Origin of the sequence: Chryseobacterium gallinarum (assembly GCF_001021975.1) — a bacterium.
GTDB lineage: Bacteria > Bacteroidota > Bacteroidia > Flavobacteriales > Weeksellaceae > Chryseobacterium > Chryseobacterium gallinarum.
This window is the reverse complement of sequence record NZ_CP009928.1, coordinates 3,358,101-3,380,920: the sequence shown is the minus strand read 5'-3', so window position 1 is coordinate 3,380,920 and position 22,820 is coordinate 3,358,101. Positions and strand designations below refer to the sequence as shown.

Here is a 22,820-nt window from a genome sequence, read left to right as displayed (position 1 = left end):
TCTTGCGACTTTTGTAGTTTTAATTTTAACCACAGATGACTCTGATTTTCACAGATGTTTATGGATAGCTTTATTAATATGTAATTTGAATTCTATTAAATTAATTTAAAAATGTACCTGTTGAATCTCTTCTTCAATTTCCTTAGGAGTTTCATCTTCAGATTTAATAAAGATCATGGTTACTAATGCTCCAATCAGCATACAAATTCCACCAACAACTACATAATCCATTGCCTGTTTGCCAAAAATGCTGCTTACAACAGGACCTCCGAATAATCCGTTGATGATCTGTGGTATGACAATAAAGAAGTTGAATATTCCCATATACACTCCCATTTTCTTTTGTGGGATGACTTCAATCAGCATGGCATAAGGCATGGCAAGGATACTTGCCCAGGCAAATCCTAATCCTACCATTGAGATCCATAAATTGTTCACATCTTTGATAAAATACATGGAAATGAGTCCTAAACCTCCACAAAACAACGCCAGGGCATGGGTTTGTTTCTTTCCGATCCATTTTGCAATAGGAGTCAGCAAAAACGCAAAAGGAATAGCCCAGAGATTATACATTCCGAAGAGTTTTCCTGTCAGGTCTCCTGCATCATTAAATGCTTTTGAATGTGTATCTTCCGGGGAAAGTCCCATATGATGCGTGGCCAGAGCGCTGGTTGTAAACACCCACATGGTGAAGAGTGCAAACCAGGAGAAAAACTGAACAATACCCAGTTTTTTCATTTGTACAGGGATAGTTGCAAAATCCTTAAAAATATCTGAAAATCCGGATTGTTTTTTTTCTATTGCTTTTCCATCTTCAAATTCAGCAAATTCTTCCGGAGAGTATTCCCTGGTTGTAATGATGGTATATAAAATGGCTATAATAAGTAACGCAGCACCTACATAAAAAGAATAGATCACGTTATCTGCCACATACCCTTTGGGAGCTTCATTGGAAATTCCAAGTTTGGTAAGCCAATCCGGCAAATACGAACCCAATACCGCACCGATACCTATTAAAATTGTTTGCACTGAAAAACCTATTGTCCCCTGATGTTTTGGGAGCATATCCCCCACCAGCGCCCTGAAAGGCTCCATAGCGATATTGACAGAGGCGTCCATCATCGCCAAAAAAATAACAGCCAGTAAAAGGGCATTCGCAGCAAACATCTGAGTAACTGATGCTGCATTCGGCAACAATACCAATCCTATGGCACACAGAACAGCACCTATCAGGAAATACGGTTTCCTTCTCCCTAAGGGGCTCCAGGTATTATCTCCCATATGCCCAATGATAGGCTGAACGATTAATCCTGTAATGGGCGCCACTAACCAGAACCATGATAATTCATGAACATCAGCTCCTAAATTACCAAGAATGCGGCTCGCATTTCCATTTTGTAGTCCGAATGCCATCTGAATACCTAAGAATCCCATACTCATATTGATGATCTGGGCAAGTGAAAGTTCCGGTTTTATTTTTTTTGCCATATTATCTTCCAATGTATTATTTGGTTTTCAGTTGCCGGATCAATACCTCTTCAAGAGGTGTTTTTTCAGCCACTACTTTATCTACCACTTCATTAGGAACCGTCATAGACAGTACATATTGTCTGATCTTCCAGCTTCCATTGATTTTTTCTACCACCCCGGAGCCTCTGCATATTTTCATCTGGGTATCCAGTAATTCATCAAACCAGGCCAGTTTTCCGTCTTTACTGAAATAAACATTCCTTTTAAGAGCGGTAAAATTCCAGGTTTTCTTTTTATCAAAATGGGGTTTTGCCCAAATCATGAAAGCTTTTTTATCCCAGATTTCTGTGGCATCGGTCCCGATGAAGGTGGACTCGTCAGCAAAATAATTAAAGTAAGTATTGTAATCTGCCTTTGCTGCTGCTACATTGAAAGCATCAAGCATTGTACTGATTTCTGTTTTCTCCTTTTCAAACCCGTTTTTAGATTGTGCTGAAAGCCCGGTAAATCCAAGGAAAAGAATCACATAAGCGGTTAATAATTTTTTCATATAGCTAATCATTTATTTTTCAAGCTCAATAATCAATGAAGTTTTTGCAGGAATGACAATGTTGTTATGAAGCATCCATTCCTTTCCTGAAATCACGTCTTTTCCTTTTGAAAATCCTTTTAATGATTCTTCAAAACGTTTCAAATCTAACGCCTGATCTTTTTCATTATTGTTAAGGATCACCATAATACTTTCTTTTTCATTGTATCTGAAATAGGTAAAGACGCCATCCTGAGGAACATAATTTTTAGTTTTCCCGGTATGAATTACCTCTTTGCCTTTTCTCCAATTCAGTAATTTTTGGGTAAATTGAAAGAAGTCTTGTTGTTCCGGCGTCTGCCCTGCAGGGTTAAATGCGTTTTGCTTATCGGACTTCCAGCCACCCGGAAAATCTCTGCGAATATCTGCATCACCCCCTTTATTTTTGTCGCCCCGCATTCCGATTTCTGATCCGTAATAAATCTGGGGAATGCCACGTACCGTTGAAATCAGGGTAAGACCCATTTTGTATGCCTTAGGATCTGCATTAAAGATTTCATTCCATCTTTCTGTATCATGATTTTCAAAGAAAACCAGGATATTATTGATATCCGGATAGAGGAAATCGCTGGTAAAAGAGTCGTAAATTCTGATCATTCCTGTATTCCAGCCTTCTTTTTCTTTCAGGGCTTTAGGCATATCTGCGAACAGCATAAAATCCATTACAGACGGCAAATTAGAATTATATCCTGCTGCTTCTCCCGTTTTAGAATTTTTCTGCCACGCTGAAATTTGCCCTGCCGTATACAACCAGGTTTCTCCTACAATATTAAACTTCGGGTATTCATCGGTAATAGCTTTCGCCCATTTTGCCATAGCATCCTTGTCATTGTAAGGATAAGTATCTACACGGAAACCGCCTAATTCTGCATATTCAATCCACCAGATGGCATTTTGGGTCAAATATTTTAAAACCAATGGATTTTTCTGGTTGATATCAGGCATTGTTGTATCAAACCATCCGTCCAGTGCATATTTTTTATCAATTTCTGAAGCATTGGTATCAAACTGGGTGGTTGTTTTATAGTTTGAGCGTTTGAAGCCTTTATCTCCGTCATTAAACCAATGGATCCAGTCTTTTGCGGGAAGATCTTTGATCATCCAGTGTGAAACGCCCCAGTGGTTGGTTACGTAATCCATAACCAGCTTCATATTTCTTTTATTCAGTTCACGGGAAAGATTTCTGTATTCTTCATTCGTGCCATAGCGGGCATCAATTTTATATAAATCGGTTTGAGCATAGCCATGATAAGAGTAAACTTTCTCATTGTCTTCATTCACTGGTGTAAGCCATACTGCCGTAGCGCCAAGATTCTGAATATAATCAAGGTTGTTGATAATCCCTTTAAGGTCTCCACCGTGTCTTCCGTTAGGCAGGTTCCGATCTGCCTTTTCAGTTAATTCCGGGTTTGAGTCATTTTTTTCATCTCCATTAGCGAAACGATCCGGCATAATCAGATACATAACATCCTTAGAGGTAAAAGATTCACGATCTGCAGATCCGGGGTTTCTCTGCTTCAGTTCATAGGTATAAGTTTCCAGGCTTTTTTTACCCTTTTTAACATTGATGGTAAACTTTGGAACATTAATTTCATTGGTATTTACGGTAATAAAAGCATAATTAGGATTTTCTACTTTCTGAATATCTTTAACACGGATACCATCTGAAAGTGAAATTTCATTATGGGCAATATCTTTTCCATACACCAGGATCTGAAGTTCGGGATTTTTCATTCCCTTCCACCAGAAAGCCGGTTCTACTCTTTCCAGTGTTTTCTGAGAAAAAGCGGCAGAAGCTATGGAGAGGGTGAGTACTGCATATATTGTCTTCATATTAAAGTTCAATTTAGCATTAAATTTTCAAATATTCCTGCAATATATTAGAATTCATGCCTTATACCCAACATTTTTAAAATTTTTTATTGAAAATATTCACGTATCTAAAGTTCTTTAGAAAAAACAAACATATATAAAATACCCCGGACATTGAAAACAATGAACCGGGGCACCTTAATGTTTATTCTTTAAAATTATTTTACAGGTTTAACAGAGATTGCAAAACCTCCGCTTCTCGCCATTTTAAAATTAATTTTTGATTTGCTGGTAATTTCTTTTTTATAGATATTATAGCTTTGAGGATTGTCGATATAATCCGCATCTTTTCCATCTTCATAAACTGTCGCTACATATTTTTTTCCTTTATCCAGGAATGAGAAATCTACAGTATAATCACGTTTGTTTTCATCGGTAATACCTCCTACAAACCAGTTTTCGGTACCTTTTGCTTTTCTTGCAGTGATTACATAATCTCCCGGCTCTGCAGATAAGATTTTCGTATCATCCCAATCTGCTGCTACATCCTTGATAAACTGAAATGCATCCATATGCTTTTTGTAGTTCTCCGGAAGGTCTGCCGCCATCTGAAGAGGCATGTACATCGTTACATACAGTGCCAATTGCTTAGCCAATGTAGTTTTTACAAAACGCTTATCTCCAGGGAAGTAATAATCCAGCTTAGTCTGGAAAATTCCCGGTGTGTAATCCATAGAGCCACCCATCCATCTTGTAAACGGAAGTACGGTCTGATGATCAGGCTTATTTCCTCCGAATGCTTCATATTCTGTTCCACGGGCTGCTTCTGCAGAAATATAGTTCGGATAGGTGCGGCTCTCTCCTGTTGGACGTACAGATTCGTGAGAGTTTATCATAATTTTATAGTCGTTTGCTTTTTCAGCAATTCTATAATAATGATTGATGGTCCATTGAGAATAATGGTGCTCTCCTCTCGGAATAATATCTCCTACATATCCGGTTTTTACAGCGTCATATCCATATTTATTCATTGTCTGGAAAGCTTTATCTGCCCATCTTTCATAATTCGTTGCAGAACCTGAAGTTTCATGATGCATAATCAGCTTAATTCCTTTGGAATGAGCATACTCATTCAGCATTTTGATATCAAAATCCGGATAAGGGGTAATGAAGTCAAAAACATATTCTTTGGAATTCCCGAACCAGTCTTCCCAACCGATGTTCCATCCTTCAATCAGAAGTCCCTGGAATCCGTTTTCCGCTGCGAAGTCTATGTATTCTTTAACTTTTGTATTGTTTGCGGCATGTTTTCCGTTTGGAGTAAGCTTTGTAAAGTCTGTTTTGCCTAAGTGTACGTTTTCAGCCGTAGAATATGCCCATTGGGATTTTCCGATGATCATTTCCCACCATACTCCCATGTATTTTGTAGGATGAATGTAAGACGTATCGGTATATTTTGTAGGCTCATTAAGGTTGAAGATCATTTTAGAATCCATCACTTCTTCTGCTTTTGGAGCAACGATGATGGTTCTCCAGGGTGTTACCGATGGAGTCTGGATATATCCTTTTGCTCCTTGCCTGTCAGCCGTTAAATGGGTTTTGAATTTAAAATTCTGTGCATCCACTTCAAGGTGTGAAGCAGGGTAATCTAATACTGCTGCTTCAGCAACGTTGATGTATAAAGGATTTTTTCCTTCTTTCTTAAGCATTAACGGAGACTGCACTGCATTCTTCACTAAGGTCTGTGAAGCATTGGCGTCAAATGCTTTATCCCATTGCGCGGGAATTTCAGACACTTTTGTTTCCTGGTACTGATATTCCTGGGAATCGTAATCTGCTACGATCCACCATGCTTTCATATCGGTAGGAAAATCGATTTCAGAATCTTCTTCCCTGATTACGAAATAGTTCAGGTTTTTCTGTTGTGGGAATTCATACCTGAATCCTAATCCATCATTGAACAATCTGAATTTTACCACAATACTCCTGTCTGTAGAAGCCTGATTCAGCGTAATTGCCAGCTCATTATAGTGGTTAATATAATTTTTCTTTTCTCCTAAAACCGGCTGCCAGGTTTCATTTTTAGAATCTCTTTTTTCATCGATTTTTGCAAAACCGTTATTCAGATCGAACTTTGCATCTTCCGGCTTGGCTATTTCAGAAGCAAATTTTATGGCTTTGTCTTTAAATAATCTTAATCCCAGTTTAGAATCTTCAACCACTATAGCCCCATTGTATTTCAGGTTATAGTAAGGTACCCCTTCTTTTAACTGAAAGTTCATTTCAAACTTTCCGTCCGGGGATTTCAAGGATTGAGCTTTTACGCCTGCAAACATCATTGAGAGCAAAAGTGCTCCAACTGTAATTTTCTTCATAATGACTATTTATACTTAAAAAAATAAATAAAGTGCTGCAATAAAGCAGCACTTTGCTTTATCAATGTAATACTTATTATAATTTTGTAATGGTTAACTTATAATACGCTGAATTATGCAAATCCAGTTCTATTTTATAGTTACCTGCTTCTGAAACCTTATATCCATGGTCATCAGTTACCGTACCTTCAGCATTGAAATAGGTTTGTACTCCTTTTCCTGAAATCAGGGTTTCATCAGCATTCTTAGGCTGAATTTTAAAAGTCCAGTCATCGTTGGCTCTGAACTTAAATGACCCGGCATTGCTCAATGCGATGGAATTGATGACATAAGTCTTTGTGGAAGGATTGTATACAAAATCAGTATCTGAATTCCATCCTGTAGGAGTTGCATCACCGATCACACCAAAGTTTGCCAACACGGAGGAATAGGTATTGGCTGCCCAATCTACTTTAATATAGTATGTTCCTGCTGCAGGTGCTTTGATATTGTCTCCATCCAGCTTCAATTTGCCTGAAAGGGTTCCGTCATCTCCTTTATTTCCCGGCCAATCCTGATTGATAGAAAATTTATATTTTCCATCCTCGTCACCGGTTACGGTATTGATCCAGATAAACCCTCTGTATTTGTCATTTTTCTCAGGGGAAAACAGATTAGGTGAATTATCCGGAGCCCAGTTTGCATAACCCGCTGCCCCAGCATAGCTACCTGGCACATTGATTTTAGGGTATACCAAATCCGGATTAGGAGTATAGGGAGTTACTTTAAGGGCTATAATATTGGAATAAAAAACAGCTGATCCCACAGAAGTTTTCAATCTTACTTCGATGTCATTCACTATATCCGGTTTTGCACCAATGTTGAACATTGCTGCATTAATAGCGGCATGGGTAGCTGTACCCGTCACAAGGTCGTTGGAGAAATCGATGGTTGCACTTTTTTTGAAGTTATCACCTTTGATTCCGAACTCTACTTTCTGATTGGGAACGACAGCAATATTAAATATAGGTTTTGTCCATGTAAATGTGATGACAGGATCATTGGCATTAAGTTCATTAAGAATAATTGCACTTTTATCCGCAGTCATTTTACCGGCAGATGTTTCATTAATGACAGCCTGATCTTCATCTTTCTCACAGGAAAAAATTAATAGTCCGGTGAAAACCAGGGCTAATATTTTGAATAGATTTTTCATTTTTAGCAGAATTTAAATTAATATCCGGGATTCTGAATCAGGTTAGGATTCGCAACAATGTCTTTAGCCGGTATCGGGAATAGATTTCTATAGCTTTCCACGGCTTTACCGTCTTTTACATTTCCTTTCCATGGCCATAGATAATCTCCTGTTGTAAACCTGTTGAAACGGATAAGATCACTTCTCCGGGTCATTTCCCATGACAATTCTCTTGCTCTTTCATCTAAAATAAAATCAAGATTGATAGAAGATACGTTGCCGTTTGTATTGCCATAAGCACGTTCTCTGAGCTGGTTAATATATCCAATGGCAGTAGCCTGATTTCCGCCGGCACCTCCTCTAAGTACAGCTTCTGCATACATCAGGTAGATATCTGCTAAACGATATAACGGAATATCTGCTTCTACCCAGTTGTTATGAGCTCCAGCTGATCCATTGCTTTTAATGTTTTTGTATTTGATAAATGCATATCCATCATTGAAAGACCCAAGATCATTGATTTCCAAATTCTGTCCAGATGTATAGAATCTTCCTCTTTTATCACTTCCGTTAGCTGGAAACAGGCCTACAAAAGCCTTTGTAGTTCTTAAACCACCCCATCCAACATTGATCCCGAAATCAGAAGAAGGCATTGTTCCTCCAACCGCAGCATGCACCATATAAGTTGTTCCCCCGTTGGTCTGTGTATTGATTCCATCAAAGTTTACGCTCAGGATCTGCTCCGGATTATTAACATTATTATCTGCAAGGAAAAGCTCATCGTACTTAGGTTTTAAAGAATAACCAGCTGCAATTACTTTATTACAATAAGTGATACAGTCTGTATTTCTCTGGGTTCCTGTATACACCTCAGCATTTAAATATAATTTTGCCAGTAAAGACCATACGGCGGCTTTATCTGCTCTTCCGTATTCATTGGTTCTGGGATCTTTTAGTTCATTGGCTACGGCAAGAAGTTCAGATTCGATAAAATTAAATAAAGCTTTTCTTTCTATTCTCTGAGGGGGATTTTTAGAGCCCGGCATATAGGATTCATCTACAAAAGGTACGTTTCCGAACATATCAATCGCATGGTAATATGATTGTGCTCTCAGGAAACGAGCTTCAGCTCTCATCAGTTTTGCCTGGGTAAGATTATCTCCGGAAATCCCATTGGATGCTAATTTTTCATCCGTCACATTTCTCAGAAATTCATTACAATAAGCAATTTCTGTAAATACCCTGTAATACATTGCTGCAATGAACTCATTGGAAGCATCCCATGTCATTTTGTGAAGGGTATGAAGGTTTCCATCGTTCCACCCGATTACAGCTTCATCAGTTGTCACTACGTTCAGGTTGTACAATAGTCTTGTATACTGGGAGAATCCACCATTGATTCCATTAATATCGCTATCCGGCTGGTCCCCGTCTCCACTGATTTGTCCTCCCATGGCTAATCCTCCGTAAAGCTTTGCCAGGATATTTTTATAATTGGCAAAATCCTTATAAACGCTTGCTGAAGTAACGTCTGTAATCGGCTCTCTTTCAAGATCTTTAACACATGAAGTTGCAGTTAATAAAAATACTGCAGAAAGAGGTAATACTATATTTTTAAGTTTGATCTTATTGAGTCTCATCTTAATTCTTATTTAAAATTGAAAGTTAAAGCCTAAGGAATAAATTCTAGGCATTTGATAGTAACCATTGTCTATTCCACCAAACACTTCAGGATCTACTCCTGAGTATTTAGTAATGACAAAAACATTCTGTGCCATTCCATATACTTTCAGATTGCTTCCTTTAGAGAAAATTTCACCAAAGTTGTAGCCGATATTGATATTGTCTAATCTCAGGAATGAGGCATTCTCCACATAAATATCGGATTTATACTGAGGAACAGCAAACTTATACTGTGGTGCCGTTGAAAATACATTCTGAAGGTACTCATTTGTAGAAGCCGACTGCAGAGAGCTGTTTGATGCTGCATTATTATACACATAATTTCCTAATACAGCCCTTGCGCTTAATGCAAAATCCCAGTTTTTGTGAGAGACTTTAGTAGAGAAACCTAAAATAGCATCAGGGGTAGTCGATTTATAATAATACATGTCTTTTGTAGTGATTGCTCCATCTCCGTTTCTGTCTACATATGCACCATCAACCGGCTTCCCGTTGGCATCATATACCTGCTGGTATACCCAGAATGAATTAGGGGCATATCCTACAGCATGAGCCTGGATTCTGTTTCCAGCCGCTCCTTCTATCCCTCCGACTTCCATATTAAATGATTCATCTGCCCGGTCTTTTAATTTTGTAATAATAGGTTTGTAATGGGTCGCATTAAAGCTTACTTCCCAGGTTGTTTTTTCAGTTTTAACAGGGATTACCGTAATACTTCCTTCAATACCTTCATTCTTCATATCACCGATGTTCTGCCAGCTTGCATTACTTAAACCTCCTGCAGGTTCATCCGCATATACAAGAAGATCTTTGGTATCTTTTCTAAACACATCAATGGAACCTGTAATCCTGTTTTTACTAAATCCAAAATCTAACCCTAAGTTTTTCGTAGTAGTTGTTTCCCAGGTAAGGTTTGGATTGTAATTAGCCGGTCTGAACATATAATAAAATTCGTTTCCGAACTGATAACCGGCTCCCGGATAACTAGGATTGTAAGCTGCAAAAGCCGGGTAATTATTAGGCTTATTACCGTTAATTCCCAGTGCAGGCAATTCCTGTTGCCCTGTTTTACCCCATCCTGCTCTCAGCTTTAAAGTACTGATGGCTGATACATTTTTAATGAAGTTTTCTTCATTGAGTTTCCAGGCTACAGAAACTCCCGGGAAAACACCCCATACATTATCTCTGGTTCCGTTAAAGAATCTTGATGAACCATCTTTACGAATAGACCCTGATAAGATATATTTGTTATCTATAGTGAAAATTGCTCTACCATAGAAAGATATCAGTGTGTTTTGAGAAGCAAAATCCAGGTCAGTCACATTATTACCATTTCCTCTATATGTTATTGCTCCTGGAATTGAAATACGAAAATCCTGATAGGCATATCCAGCTGTAATATCTACTCCTGTGTTAATTGCTGATATATTTTTGACATAATTTAAATAGGTTTCCAACAACTTATTTTTCTTCTCCATAGAATAGAAGTTAGAGCTTCCTTTGTCATCAAAGCCTGATTTGTATCTTCCATCTTTAAATTTATGTCCCTCACTTTTTGTATAGTCATAACCGGCATTAACATTAAAACGCAAATCCGGGAGAAAATGAAATTTATAATCTAATTGAATATTCCCTAGCCCTCTGGTTACCGAAGAAACATCACGAACTGCATTCAGCATTGATAAGGGGTTTGCATTGGCATTACCATTCAATTTATTTGTAAGAACCCCATTTTTATCTTCTGTTACAAACCATTCATAATAGCCTCCATTACCCGGTACAATATTCGTATTGTCATAAACGGATTGTGTAGGGTCAAAATAGGTTGCGGCTTTAATTACTCCTCCGTCCACAAATCTGTTGTCAGTAAAAGTTCCTTTAGCATTCACATTCACTGATAAATGATTGTCAAAGAATTTAGGATTCAAATTCAAACCTACGGATGTTCTTCGGAATGAGTTTGTTTTAACAATACCATTTTGTTCGTTATATCCTAAAGACAAACGATAAGGCAATCCTTTAATTCCTCCTGTGAAGGCAACATTATTGTCTGTTCCCCATGCAGTCTGGTAAATAACATCCTGCCAGTTGGTATTTGAATTTCCAAGTCGTTGTTTATAGCTGTCCGGAGCATAGGTATTTACAAAATTTCTGAATTCTTCAGCATTGAGTACATCCACATTACCCATTTTTGTAGATAAGGAAGTTACTGTTGAAAAATTCACCTTAAATCTTCCGGAACTTCCTTTTTTGGTAGTAATCAAAATAACTCCGTTAGAAGCTCTGTTACCATAGATTGCAGTGGCTGAAGCATCTTTCAGGATATCAAATGTTTCAATATCATTAGGATTAATTAAAGCTAATGGATCTGAAACTCCATTGACTCCTACAAAATCCTGGGGAACACCATCAATTACAATTAAGGGCGAGTTTTCTCCGCTTAAAGAAGATGCCCCTCTAATCCTGATTTTAGTACCAGACCCTGGAGCACCACTGTTATTGGTAACCTGTACTCCCGGTGTTTTACCCTGGATCAGTTGTCCGGCAGAAGTAGCACCTCCATTGAAGTCTTTTGCCGTTACAGAAGTAATAGACCCTGTAAGATCAGATTTTTTCTGTTTTCCATACCCGATCAATACAACTTCTTCAATCTTCTTCTCCTTTGTGACAGAGTCTGTTGTCTGCGCATGCATTATTGTACTGGCCAATAAAAAAGCGGGCGCAACTTTTAATACCGTTGTAAAATTCTTCACAATTTTATTTTTATATAGTTTCGTTTTTGTTCATTTTGGCAAGAAGCCAGCTTTGCAATTTATAAAAAAAATAGAATTATCATAAATTTAATATAAATTAGGATAAAATTATGTATATTACGATACTTTTATAAATTAAATATCTAACATTCAATATATTAAAGGATACTATGTTCTACATAATATAGGTTTTGATTTATCATTAAGTTAAACAACTGTTTAACCTAATTTCATCTTTGGCCTTTAAATTAGTATTAAAAATCATAATAACTCCACAAATAGCGGTATTCAAGAGATAATCCTTATCTTTGCAGTTAAAACTTTACTATAAATGTCAAACAGAAAGATGATTACGGCAGCTTTGCCTTATGCAAACGGCCCTGTTCATATAGGACATTTGGCAGGTGTTTATATTCCTGCGGATGTTTACGCAAGATTTCAGAGAAGATTAGGAAAAGATGTAGCGTTTATCTGTGGTTCGGATGAGCATGGGATTCCTATTACCATAAGAGCAAAAAAGGAAGGTGTTACTCCACAGGATATCGTTGACAAATATCACGAAATCATTAAAAAATCGTTTTCTGATCTGGGAATCTCATTTGATGAATATTCAAGAACGACTTCCCAAAAGCATTATGAGACCAGCCAGGACTTCTTTAAAGTTTTGTATGAAAAAGGAAAATTCACAGAAGAAGTTTCGGAGCAATATTTCGATGAACAGGCAGGAGAGTTTCTGGCTGACCGTTATATTGTAGGAACCTGTCCAAATTGTGGCAACGAAAATGCATACGGTGATCAATGTGAAAAATGTGGCTCTACCCTTTCTCCTTCAGAATTAATCAACCCGAAATCAATGCTGAGCGGAAATGTTCCTATCCTTAAAGAAACCAAAAACTGGTACCTTCCTTTAAATGAATATGAAGATTTCCTGAATGAGTGGATCATTGAAGGTCACAAAGACGACTGGAAACCGAACGTATATGGTCAGGTTAAATCCTGGTTAAATGATGGATTAAAACCACGTGCCATGACCAGAGACCTGAACTGGGGTGTTCCTGTTCCACTTCCGAATGCTGAGGGTAAAGTATTGTACGTGTGGTTTGATGCACCGATCGGATATATTTCTTTCACTAAAGAATGGGCAGAGAAAAACGGAAAAAACTGGAAAGATTACTGGCAAAGTGAAGACAGTGATCTGGTACACTTTATCGGAAAAGACAATATCGTATTCCACTGTATTATTTTCCCATCAATGATGAAAGCTCACGGAGATTACATCATGCCAAAAAACGTTCCGGCCTTTGAATTCCTGAACCTTGAGAACGATAAAATTTCCACTTCAAGAAACTGGGCAGTTTGGGCTCATGAATATGTAGAAGATTTCCCTGGTCAGCAGGATGTTTTAAGATATGCCCTTCTTTCATCAGCTCCGGAAACAAAAGATAATAACTTTACCTGGAAGGATTTCCAGACGAAGAATAATTCTGAGCTGGTAGGTATCTTCGGAAACTTTATCAATAGAGTTGCAGTTCTTATCCATAAATATTATGACGGTATTGTTCCGAAAGGTGATGTAAACAGTCCTGAATTACAGGAAATAAATAAAGCTGCAAAAGAAATTTCAGGATTCCTTGAAAATTACGAATTCAGAAATGCGTTATCCGCTTTAATGAATCTTGCCCGTTTCGGAAATCAGTATCTTCAGACAGAAGAACCATGGAAAACCATTAAAGATACCCCTGAAAAGGCAGCCCAATCTTTATTCGTAGGAGCACAAATTGCCGTTGCTTTGGCTCAGTTATGTGAACCATTCATGCCGTTCAGTTCTGAAAAGCTATTGAATATGTTCAATGTTGAAAAGAAAACCTGGAATGATGTTGAAACACAGTCGGTTTTAATTGAAACAGGCCATAAAATTAATGAAGCTTCTCTTCTTTTCTCAAAAATTGAAGACAATGTGATTGAAGCTCAGATCCAAAAGCTTGAAAACACAAAGCAAAACAATAAAAAAACAAATCCTAACGCCAACCCAATGAAAGAAGAGATCACCTTTGATGATTTTACGAAAATAGACTTAAGAACAGCAACGATTTTAGAAGCTGAAAAAGTGGAAAAAGCAGATAAATTATTAAAACTTACCGTAGATACAGGCGTAGACGTAAGAACGGTGGTTTCAGGGATTGCAGAAAGCTTCACTCCTGAAGAAGTCATTGGCAAACAGGTAATGATTTTATTAAACCTTGCTCCAAGAAAAATCAGAGGAATTGAATCCCAGGGTATGTTATTATTAACTACTAAACCGGACGGAAAATTATCTTTCGTTACACCGGACGACAATGTTGAAAACGGTATCGAAATCGGATAATTACATTCCTATAAAAAGACTAAAGGCTGTTTCTTATGAAATAGCCTTTTCTTTATAATATGAGCCCTAATTCATTCATATTTGTTCTCCGATAGATGTACATATTCTTTCTAGAGACAGGTTTGGGCTAAAACTAATGGAAAATGAAAACATAAAAATAAAACGGACCAAAAGTCCGTTTCTATTGATGTTGAATATGTTTTAAGATTTAAATATTGTTTCCATTCATTACAGAATGGCTTTCAAATCATACCTTAATCAGTTTTGCCAAATAAGAATCTTCATCCTTCATGATTCTTTCTATGGCAAAACCATTGTGCTGAGCTGCATTTTTTAAAGTATTAAAATCCAGGTACAGCCAGGTAATCGGCTCTTCGGATTCTCCTTTATAATGAACTACATAATCCAGTTCTCCATAATATCCACCGGCGGGAATATAGATTCCCCCATCCTCATCACGGTCGAACATATAAAGGATATCCGTACTGTCAATTAAAATTTGTCCTTTGTCATTTAATAAAGCATACAGCTTTTGAAGATACGTATCAATTTTAGAAAGGCTTTCGAAGATTCCTGTACCATTCATCAGCAGTAAAATGGTATCGAAGGTTTCTCCTGAAAAATCAAGTATATTTTCACAAATTGTTTTTTTGATGCCTCTCAGCTTGCAAACCTCAATAGATTTTGGAGAAATATCTAAAGCTGTTACATCAAGATTTCTTTCGTTCTGAAGATACAATGCGTGAGAACCAGCTCCAGCGCCTATATCCAGGATTTTCCCTTTTGATAATCTCAATGCTTTTTGCTCAATAGCATTCATTTCTTCAAAACCTCTGAATAAATAATCTACCGGAAGTTCATCCAGTTCAGAAATTGAAGTTTCGGTCTGCAAATCTTCAGGATTTTCATTATGGTAATAATCCCAGATTGCTCTGCCCATTAAATCTTTCATGGTACAAAGATAAGACTTCAGGGTCCAAAGTTCAAAAATCATCATTACTCTTAAGCTTCAACCTTCATCTTTATGTTTATCTGATGTTGATTCAAACTTTGTTATCCCATCGATTCTTTTTCTTTATGCCTGTCTGGCTGAGATTCATTTTCAGTGGCACCGGCTTTCCAGTATGAATAAGCGTACAACTCTTGTGAAGTCCAGTTCTTTTCTTTTCTAAGATAAGTACGGATTTCTTTGACACTTGAAAACTCACAAGCTACATAACCAAATTTGCTGGCCTCAGGAATGGCAATACTTTTAACAGCATCAGCAATCTCACTTTTCAAATGAGGTTCAGCATTATGGAGCCATTTAAATTCTATATCAGCTTTAGTATGAAGTGCCTGTTCATCTTCTTTTCCGTGAACTTCCATGATACAAATTCCTTTTGCGGTTTCGGGTAGTGTTTCTAGGATAACGCTGAGAACAGGAATAGCCGTAGCATCCCCTACCAGCAAATACCATTCCGCCTCAGGATAAAGCTCTTTCCCATCCCGGCGCATCATGATCCCTAATTTTGAGCCCGCTTCAGCTTTTCTCACCCATCTTGATGCGGGTCCACCATCTCCATGGTCTACAAAGTCAATGATCAGCTCATTTTTCTCCAGATCAATTCCTCTGTGAGTGTAGGTTCTGATTGCCGGGGCAATTTCTTTAGCCGGATATACCCACTGATGATTATCATCAAGCATAGGGAAATGAATTTCATTGAGCCCGGCCGGCGGAACAGCAATTTTATTATTATCTCCTACAGTAGTTTCTTTAAATAAGGAAACCTCCGGTGAATACAGATAAACTCTGATAAAATGATCAGTAATATATTCTTTTCTGGTTACTTCGGCAATAATCTGCCCGGTTGGAATTTTAGCCATAACTGAATTTTTTAAATTAAAATCCGGTTTCCGATCAACATCAGAAACCGGATTTATAGAAAGTATTGTAGTTCAGATCAGGACTATAGAGCCTAATCTGATTTTTTAAAATTCGAAAGTATAGGACAGATTAAATGTTCTCCCTCTTCCTTTATAATTAAATAATTCCGGAAGTCCGTAGGAAGAATATAAAACCTGGGAACGTTTACTCCAGATAGTCTGGTAATCCGTGTTAAACAGGTTTTGGATCCCTAAATTGAGTTTACCCCAATTGAACCGGTATCCTATCATTAAATCTGAGGTATTATATCCATCAATCACATTATTCAACTCATCTGTCAACTTGAAATTCTGTAACGACTGAAATCTGAATGACCAGTTTTTCACATTGTACCCAATGTAGGTAACCAATTTTGATGGCGAAGCATTATAAATCTCCTGCTTTTTCCATTCTCCTTTATTGTCGACCTCAGACTTGATCAAAAGCCCGCTCGCTCCGAAGTAAACACCATTACCCAAAGCGTAAGAAATTTCAGCTTCAATTCCCATATTTCTTAATTTCAGGTCATTGACCAGAATCTGGAAAGTCTTTTTATCTACAGTGACACTTTTATCCGAATTACTTAAAAAACCGGCCACCTGGGCTCTCAAACCTCCTTTATTAACACGGTACCCCACTTCAAACTGATTGGTTTTAATCGCCTGTAATGGCTGATCTTTCACATTAATACTGGATACAACATTCCAATGGGTACCGTTGATTTCATATTTTCCAATTCCATAATATTTTGCAGGATCAGCCAGACTTGCTCCTTGAGAAAACGTTCCCCAGATCTGGTGCTGGTCATTAAGCTTATACAATAATCCTGCATTAACCAGAGTTACATTATACGAACTTTGGCCTCCCGGAATCGCTGATGCTGATTGCCCATATCCCATTGCCATCTGCGTCTGCTGCTCTGAGCCTACAAAATCATCCATTTTAACTGTGATATTCTGATAACGTACTCCTGCATTGAGCTGTAATTTGGGGAAGATATTGTATTTTGCCTGAATATATCCTGCATAACTTTGTGAATGATTGGTAGGGTATCTTCCCAGCCTGTATTGTGTTTCATTAATCAAGCCACCGCTGGACATGGTTTTAGAAATATCATAGACTGATTGGTTTCCTTCAAATTTTTCAAAATCGATATCGGCTCCGTACGTAACGTTCAGTCCGCGCCAGGATTTGGATAACAAGGCTTTGATTCCCGAATAATAGGTATCTTGCTGGGAAGAAGACATATAAGCAATTTTTTTATTTTGCTGTAAAGTTACATTTCCCGGGAAGGGATAAAACCCCAGTTTTTCACCGCGGGTAGCAAATTGTACATACAGATCCTGTCCTCCCAATATCCCGTTTCCGGTATATGCTACAGTTCCCATATAACGTTCCGTACCTATATTTTTATCAGAAGAAAAACCGTCCCTCATTTCGAGTAAAGATGCATTCTTCTGAGTGAAAGCACCTAGGTTTTCACCTAAAAACAAACTTCTGTCTCCATTGAATTTTGAATTGTAATATTGAACTGAAGCTGTTATTTTATGTTTATTATTAAACTGATACCCTCCAGTAGCTAAAATATCTATAGATTGATTGTACTGAAGATCAGTTTGTGTAATATCGGTAAAAAGTTGTTTCTTGTCTGCCCCGTAAGCCCCTCCATTTTGTTGATAAGCAACCCCCAATCTTCCAAAAAGCTTTTCTCCTTTTCCAGCAATAGATTGAGCAGCACGGAAATCATGATCATCTTTCCCCATAAAACCTGTACGCACACCCAATTCGGTTTCTCCACTGATTCCGTTTTTGGAAGGAATTTTGGTAATGATATTGATGATTCCTCCGGTAGCATTGCCGCCATAAATTGAGCTTGCCCCGGAAAGGATCTCAATTCTTTCGATATTGAAAGGGTCAATAGCATCCAGCTGACGGCTGATTGCCCGGATACTGTTCAAAGAAACCCCGTCAATCATAACCAAAGCGGAGCGTCCCCTCATATTTTGTCCGTAGTTAGTTCTCCCTTGTGGGCCGATATCCATACCCGGAACCAGAATAGAAAGCATTTCCTTAATAGGAACACCACTCTTTGCCTGCTCCTGTATTTTTTCTTTCTGTACCACCCAAACCGTACCCGGAATTTCTGAAATTTTTGTTGGTTTTCTGGAGGCTACAATCACCACATCGTCAATACCTTTAGAGGCTATAGAATCTGTAATGGTCTGGGAAAACATTAAACCCGATGCCAATAGACCTATGAATGCATACTGCTTTTTCATTCCTTTTAATAAAAGTTTTTATAATCCTGCAAAGATAATTCTTATTTAGAAAGAATAAAAATAAGATGGGGAAATTTTTCATTGCTGTTATAAAGATTATAAGAAGGAAGTTCCTACGAATATAAGCTATAAACGTTATCATAATTTCCCATGGAGGTCTCCAGCTTTTCTAATAAAAGCGCAAGATCCCAGCCCAATGAAGGACCAGGATCTTACTGTGAAAAACAAGGTTATTTTTTATACCGCAGGGCCGGCTGCGTCTTTAATTTCTTCTAATAATTTTTTCCGTTCACGAAGTCTTCTTCTTGCGATCACTGATTTACCTCCAAGCACTCTCACAAATCTGAAATACCGGAACCGTTTTGCTCCGAAATGATGTGTGATAACATAAAATAATACTCCAAAACCCGCCAGCGTAATATATCCGAATATTTTTTTGGTCGCTATAATAACAGCGTTAAGCTGAATTGTTTTCATATTAGCGGCTACATTCTGGGGACTCACTGCCATTCCATCCATATAAACGGCCAGATCTCCTACCGCAACCACCTGAAAACGGTATTGGAACCAAGAGTATAATGTTGAAAAAATCCCTACTGCCAAAAAGGTCCTCCAAACTAGTACCAATCCTATGGCAGCAAGCATTTCATCCATTTCAAGTTTGTCCAGTGTATAGAACCATACTGAAATAAATAAGGAGCACATTCCATATCCTTTTAAGAACATAGGCAGATACCAATAGTCATAATTGAACTCCAATACCATAGAAAAGTACATAATAATAGCATAAGCTGTCATAGCAGCAAAACCTGAAAAAATATACATTTTCAATGGCTTTTCTTTTTTAAACCAGAATACAGCAATGACACCCGCCATAATAATTCCCGGAACCATCAACACACTCAGTCCTGCATTTGTGACCTGATCATACCCCAGAACCCCTACAGCAAATGTAGTCTGAAGAGAAGCCGTTCCTAAAAACATCCCCAGCCAGAACAACATAAATAAACCATGCTGAACATTATTTTTGGTAAAAATCCTGAAAGACAGATACGGACGTTTTAATGTTAACTGCCGGATGGAAAGCAATGCAAAACTTACAAAAGCCGCTATACTTGCATTAATGATATTCTTTGAGTTCAGCCAGTCATGCTGTCTTCCGAAAGCATATACATAGGCTGAAAACATGAATGTAGATATAAACAGCAGAATACTCAGCCAATCAATATAATGTAAAGGTACTTTCAGGGCGAAGTATTTATTATGCATAAAAATCCAATGAATCAATGCGAGCATAAAGCATAAAACAGATGCCAGTATATAAAACTGCTGCCAGTTATAAAGAAGGGAAAATTTTGCTGCATAGTATGCTGCTACCTGGTTCATCACCAGCACAAACGTATAAAACACGCCATAAAACATTCCCCGGTTTCCAATCATAACCATCAATGGCAGGAAGAGCTCTATTGTGACCATCATTTTCATAAACCCGATACACAGGGAGGTTGCTACAAAAATCATTGGCTGAAGAGTCGTTGCATTCACATAGCTCAACAATCCTAACAATATCAGCAGTAAGACCATTTTATCTCTGACTTTGAACCTCATTTTAATTCTGAGGACAACAGGCATACAGGCTCCCATTCCGATTGTGGTTGCATAATTCGCCCACATAAAATATTCTGTTAACGATCCGGTTCCGCTTACCAGATAGCTGATATTTCCCGTATACACACCTCCCAACGGCATTACCACAGCAAGCAGCAATACAATCAGTAACAGCTGTATGGGTTTGGGTACCCAATCGTTATATAATCCTTTATTGTACATGATTTTTTAGATAACAGATTTCAGATACCAGATAGCAGACTTGTTCGTCTTCAGATTCCTTACACTTTGTCTGAATCTGATATCTTCGATCTTTTTAGTCCTGATTGATATTCACATTCATATTCATTCCTGCACTCAGCTTATCCAGGTCTTCTTTTTTATTGGAAGCTGTAAATTCAATTCTTACAGGAATTCTTTGCTGTACTTTGATAAAGTTTCCGGTAGAGTTATCTGTAGGTACACTGGAATATCTTGATCCGGTAGCCGCAGAAATTGCTGTTACTACTCCTTCAAATTTCTTTCCTCCTAAAGCATCAGCAGTCATGGTGATCTTCTCTCCCACTTTAATATTAGGCATCTGACTTTCAAGGAAGTTTGCGGTCACCCATTTTTGTCCGTTTAATACAATTGTAGCTACCTGTTGTCCCGGTTGAATCAGTTGGCCTTCAGAAATTGTTCTTCTTCCCATCACACCGTCATAAGGAGCGGTAATAACAGTATAAGAAAGGTTGATCCTTGCCATATCCAAGGCAGATTTTGTTCTTTTAATTTCAGCATCATTGATCCCCAGTTTACTTTTAACCTCTGTTGTGGAAAGGCTGGCTGATTGTTTTTGATTAACCAGCGTTTCATACGCTGCTTTTTGAGCATCATATTCTGTTTTTACCTGGTCATATTGTTGTCTGGTAACAGCTTCTGCAGCCAAAAGGTTTTTATACCGGTTTAAATTCTGTTCCGCATTCCACAATCTTGCCTTTGCTCCGGCAATATTGGACTCCATTACGTTAATATTATTGGAAACGGTATTAACGGAAGAGCTTGTCGCTGTTTTCTGGGCCATTGCATTTTGATAAGCCGCTTCAGCCTGTCCTAATTGGGTAAGGATTTCCCGGTTGTCAAGAATCACCAAAGTATCTCCTTTTTTAACTTTTTGATGCTCAATGAATTTAATTTCTTTAATATAAGCAGATACCCTTGTATTGATCGGATTAATAAATTCCTCTACCTGAGCTGCTTCCGTGTAGGTTTTGTTTCCGATGTGGAAATATTCACGTATTAACCAGAATAATCCGAAGCCAATCACCAGAAAAACGATGATATTGGAAATGACTGCCCTGATTTTATTTTTCTTATTTTGCTTTTTTTTGCCTTCACCGCTTGGTCTTACTGGTGCTGTATTTTGAGTGGTTTGTTCCTTGTTTTCCATTGTGTTGATTTTCAGTTTAAAAAATTAAAGTGTTCCCGTAGATTTCAAAAGGTTATAATATTGATACAAGACATTGATCTCTGCATTGGCATAATCCAGTTCTGACTGTAGTTTCTGGTTTTGCGCATCAATCATTTCCGCCTGTACCGCCAACTGATTCAAATACTTCGCTTCTGTAATTTTGTAGTTCTCTTCTGCCAGTCTTTTGGAATCGTTCAGAATTTCAGCCTGCTGAATAGCTTCCTGGTATTTTGTATAAGCCGCATTCACACTCATATCCACGTTTTGCTGTACTAAAGTCATTGCATCATTCGCCTGATTTTTTTGCAGCTCACCCAATTTTACTTTTTCTTTCGTCTTATAAAGACTGTCTATGTTATAACTTAAAGAAACACCCGTCTGCCAGCCTCCTGAATACATATCCAGGACAGGATTTCTTGTAGTAATAGGTCTTTGTAAGGTATATCCACCAAATCCTGCGATGGTAGGCATATTATCGGTTTTAATAATTTCTATATTTTTGTCGGCAACATCTATATTCTTTTTCGCTGATTTGAGCAAGGGATTGCTGTCATGAGCAAGATGGGTATAATATTCCATTCCGATTCCTGCATCTTTATTTTCTAAACTTTCCGTTGGAACGATTTCCGTATCAGAAGATAAACCTAGCGCAATATTTAAATTATAGGTAAGGATTTTCCTGTTATTGGCCAACGCCAGGATTCCCTGGTCTAAATTTTTAATAGCCAGTTCGGCACGGATCACTTCATTTCGGGTTACCATACCCTGCTGATAGAATTTCTGAATATTCTTAAGGCGTTCCAAAGCCAGTTTTTTGTTGTTCTGAAACACTTCTTCCTGGTTCATGATTTTATAAACATCCAGATAATTTGAAATCACTAAAAATTTCACATCCTGTTTGTTTTTTTCAAGATCCAGCTCAGAAAGCTGCTCACGAAGTCCGGCCATTTCTATAGACTTGTTGACCAATCCTCCTTTGAAGATCAATTGTGTAGCCTGTACAGCATAAGAACTTCCATAATGAGGCATCGGAACTTTGGCAGAATTCGAAAAATCTTTATCGATGGCAACGGCATCCCCCAGATAAAACTGGCTTGTAGATGCAGTAATCGTAGGAAGCTTCTGAAGCTTGACAATATTTGTGTTTTGTTTCGCAATATCTATATTTTGCGCTGAAACTTTTAACTGCTGATGGTTTCGGACTGCCAGTTCGGCAACCTCACCTGCGGTCATCTGTTTAATTTGTTGTGAAAAAAACAGCGCAGGGAAAGCTGCTATCAGAACTGATAGTGCTGTTTTTATTTTCTTTGTCATTTTACCTTGTTTTACAGATGCAAAGTTAGGCTAACAACAAAA

General features: G+C 37.9%; 14 protein-coding genes. 1 reads left to right on the top strand and 13 read right to left on the bottom strand.

Going from position 1 to position 22,820, the window contains the following annotated elements:
• Positions 1-105 precede the first annotated feature (105 nt).
• The 7 genes from OK18_RS15130 to OK18_RS15100 all read right to left on the bottom strand — a co-directional run bounded on the left by OK18_RS15130 (position 106) and on the right by OK18_RS15100 (position 11,856).
• Complete coding sequence (locus OK18_RS15130) at positions 106-1,488, bottom strand: MFS transporter (protein WP_050021435.1); 1,383 nt, start codon at positions 1,486-1,488, stop codon at positions 106-108.
• Positions 1,489-1,504: 16 nt separating this feature from the next.
• Positions 1,505-2,020 carry a nuclear transport factor 2 family protein gene (locus tag OK18_RS15125; protein ID WP_053329393.1) on the bottom strand — a complete coding sequence of 172 codons (516 nt, stop codon included), beginning with the start codon at positions 2,018-2,020 and terminating at the stop codon, positions 1,505-1,507.
• 12 nt (positions 2,021-2,032) lie between these two features.
• Positions 2,033-3,892 (bottom strand): glycoside hydrolase family 13 protein, encoded by a 1,860-nt coding sequence (locus OK18_RS15120; RefSeq protein WP_053328523.1) that lies wholly within the window; start codon positions 3,890-3,892, stop codon positions 2,033-2,035.
• A gap of 197 nt (positions 3,893-4,089) precedes the next feature.
• Positions 4,090-6,246: a glycoside hydrolase family 97 protein gene (locus tag OK18_RS15115; RefSeq protein WP_053328522.1), complete on the bottom strand. Its 2,157-nt coding sequence runs from the start codon at positions 6,244-6,246 to the stop codon at positions 4,090-4,092.
• A gap of 76 nt (positions 6,247-6,322) precedes the next feature.
• On the bottom strand, positions 6,323-7,441 hold the full coding sequence (locus OK18_RS15110; RefSeq protein ID WP_053328521.1) for a SusE domain-containing protein: 1,119 nt from the start codon (positions 7,439-7,441) through the stop codon (positions 6,323-6,325).
• A gap of 17 nt (positions 7,442-7,458) precedes the next feature.
• Complete coding sequence (locus OK18_RS15105) at positions 7,459-9,060, bottom strand: RagB/SusD family nutrient uptake outer membrane protein (protein ID WP_082129204.1); 1,602 nt, start codon at positions 9,058-9,060, stop codon at positions 7,459-7,461.
• 12 nt (positions 9,061-9,072) lie between these two features.
• Positions 9,073-11,856 carry a SusC/RagA family TonB-linked outer membrane protein gene (locus OK18_RS15100; protein WP_053328520.1) on the bottom strand — a complete coding sequence of 928 codons (2,784 nt, stop codon included), beginning with the start codon at positions 11,854-11,856 and terminating at the stop codon, positions 9,073-9,075.
• 331 nt (positions 11,857-12,187) lie between these two features.
• Here OK18_RS15100 and metG point away from each other — a divergent pair, with 331 nt between their 5' ends.
• On the top strand, positions 12,188-14,221 hold the full coding sequence (gene metG, locus OK18_RS15095) for a methionine--tRNA ligase (protein WP_053328519.1): 2,034 nt from the start codon (positions 12,188-12,190) through the stop codon (positions 14,219-14,221).
• 247 nt (positions 14,222-14,468) lie between these two features.
• On the opposite strand, the gene OK18_RS15090 is transcribed toward metG, so the two are convergent.
• The 6 genes from OK18_RS15090 to OK18_RS15065 all read right to left on the bottom strand — a co-directional run bounded on the left by OK18_RS15090 (position 14,469) and on the right by OK18_RS15065 (position 22,778).
• Positions 14,469-15,173, bottom strand: a complete 705-nt coding sequence (locus tag OK18_RS15090; RefSeq protein WP_053328518.1) for a class I SAM-dependent methyltransferase — start codon at positions 15,171-15,173, stop codon at positions 14,469-14,471.
• A gap of 101 nt (positions 15,174-15,274) precedes the next feature.
• A complete protein-coding gene (locus OK18_RS15085) occupies positions 15,275-16,087 on the bottom strand; it encodes a siderophore-interacting protein (RefSeq protein WP_053328517.1) in 813 nt (270 codons plus the stop codon).
• A 105-nt stretch (positions 16,088-16,192) separates the two neighbouring features.
• A complete protein-coding gene (locus tag OK18_RS15080) occupies positions 16,193-18,406 on the bottom strand; it encodes a TonB-dependent receptor (protein ID WP_053328516.1) in 2,214 nt (737 codons plus the stop codon).
• Between the two features lie 237 nt (positions 18,407-18,643).
• A complete protein-coding gene (locus tag OK18_RS15075) occupies positions 18,644-20,236 on the bottom strand; it encodes a hypothetical protein (RefSeq protein ID WP_053328515.1) in 1,593 nt (530 codons plus the stop codon).
• A 94-nt stretch (positions 20,237-20,330) separates the two neighbouring features.
• The gene (locus OK18_RS15070; protein WP_053328514.1) at positions 20,331-21,443 is read right to left on the bottom strand and encodes an HlyD family secretion protein; all 1,113 of its coding nucleotides are present in this window, start codon (positions 21,441-21,443) and stop codon (positions 20,331-20,333) included.
• Between the two features lie 24 nt (positions 21,444-21,467).
• Complete coding sequence (locus OK18_RS15065; RefSeq protein WP_053328513.1) at positions 21,468-22,778, bottom strand: TolC family protein; 1,311 nt, start codon at positions 22,776-22,778, stop codon at positions 21,468-21,470.
• Positions 22,779-22,820: the final 42 nt, after the last annotated feature.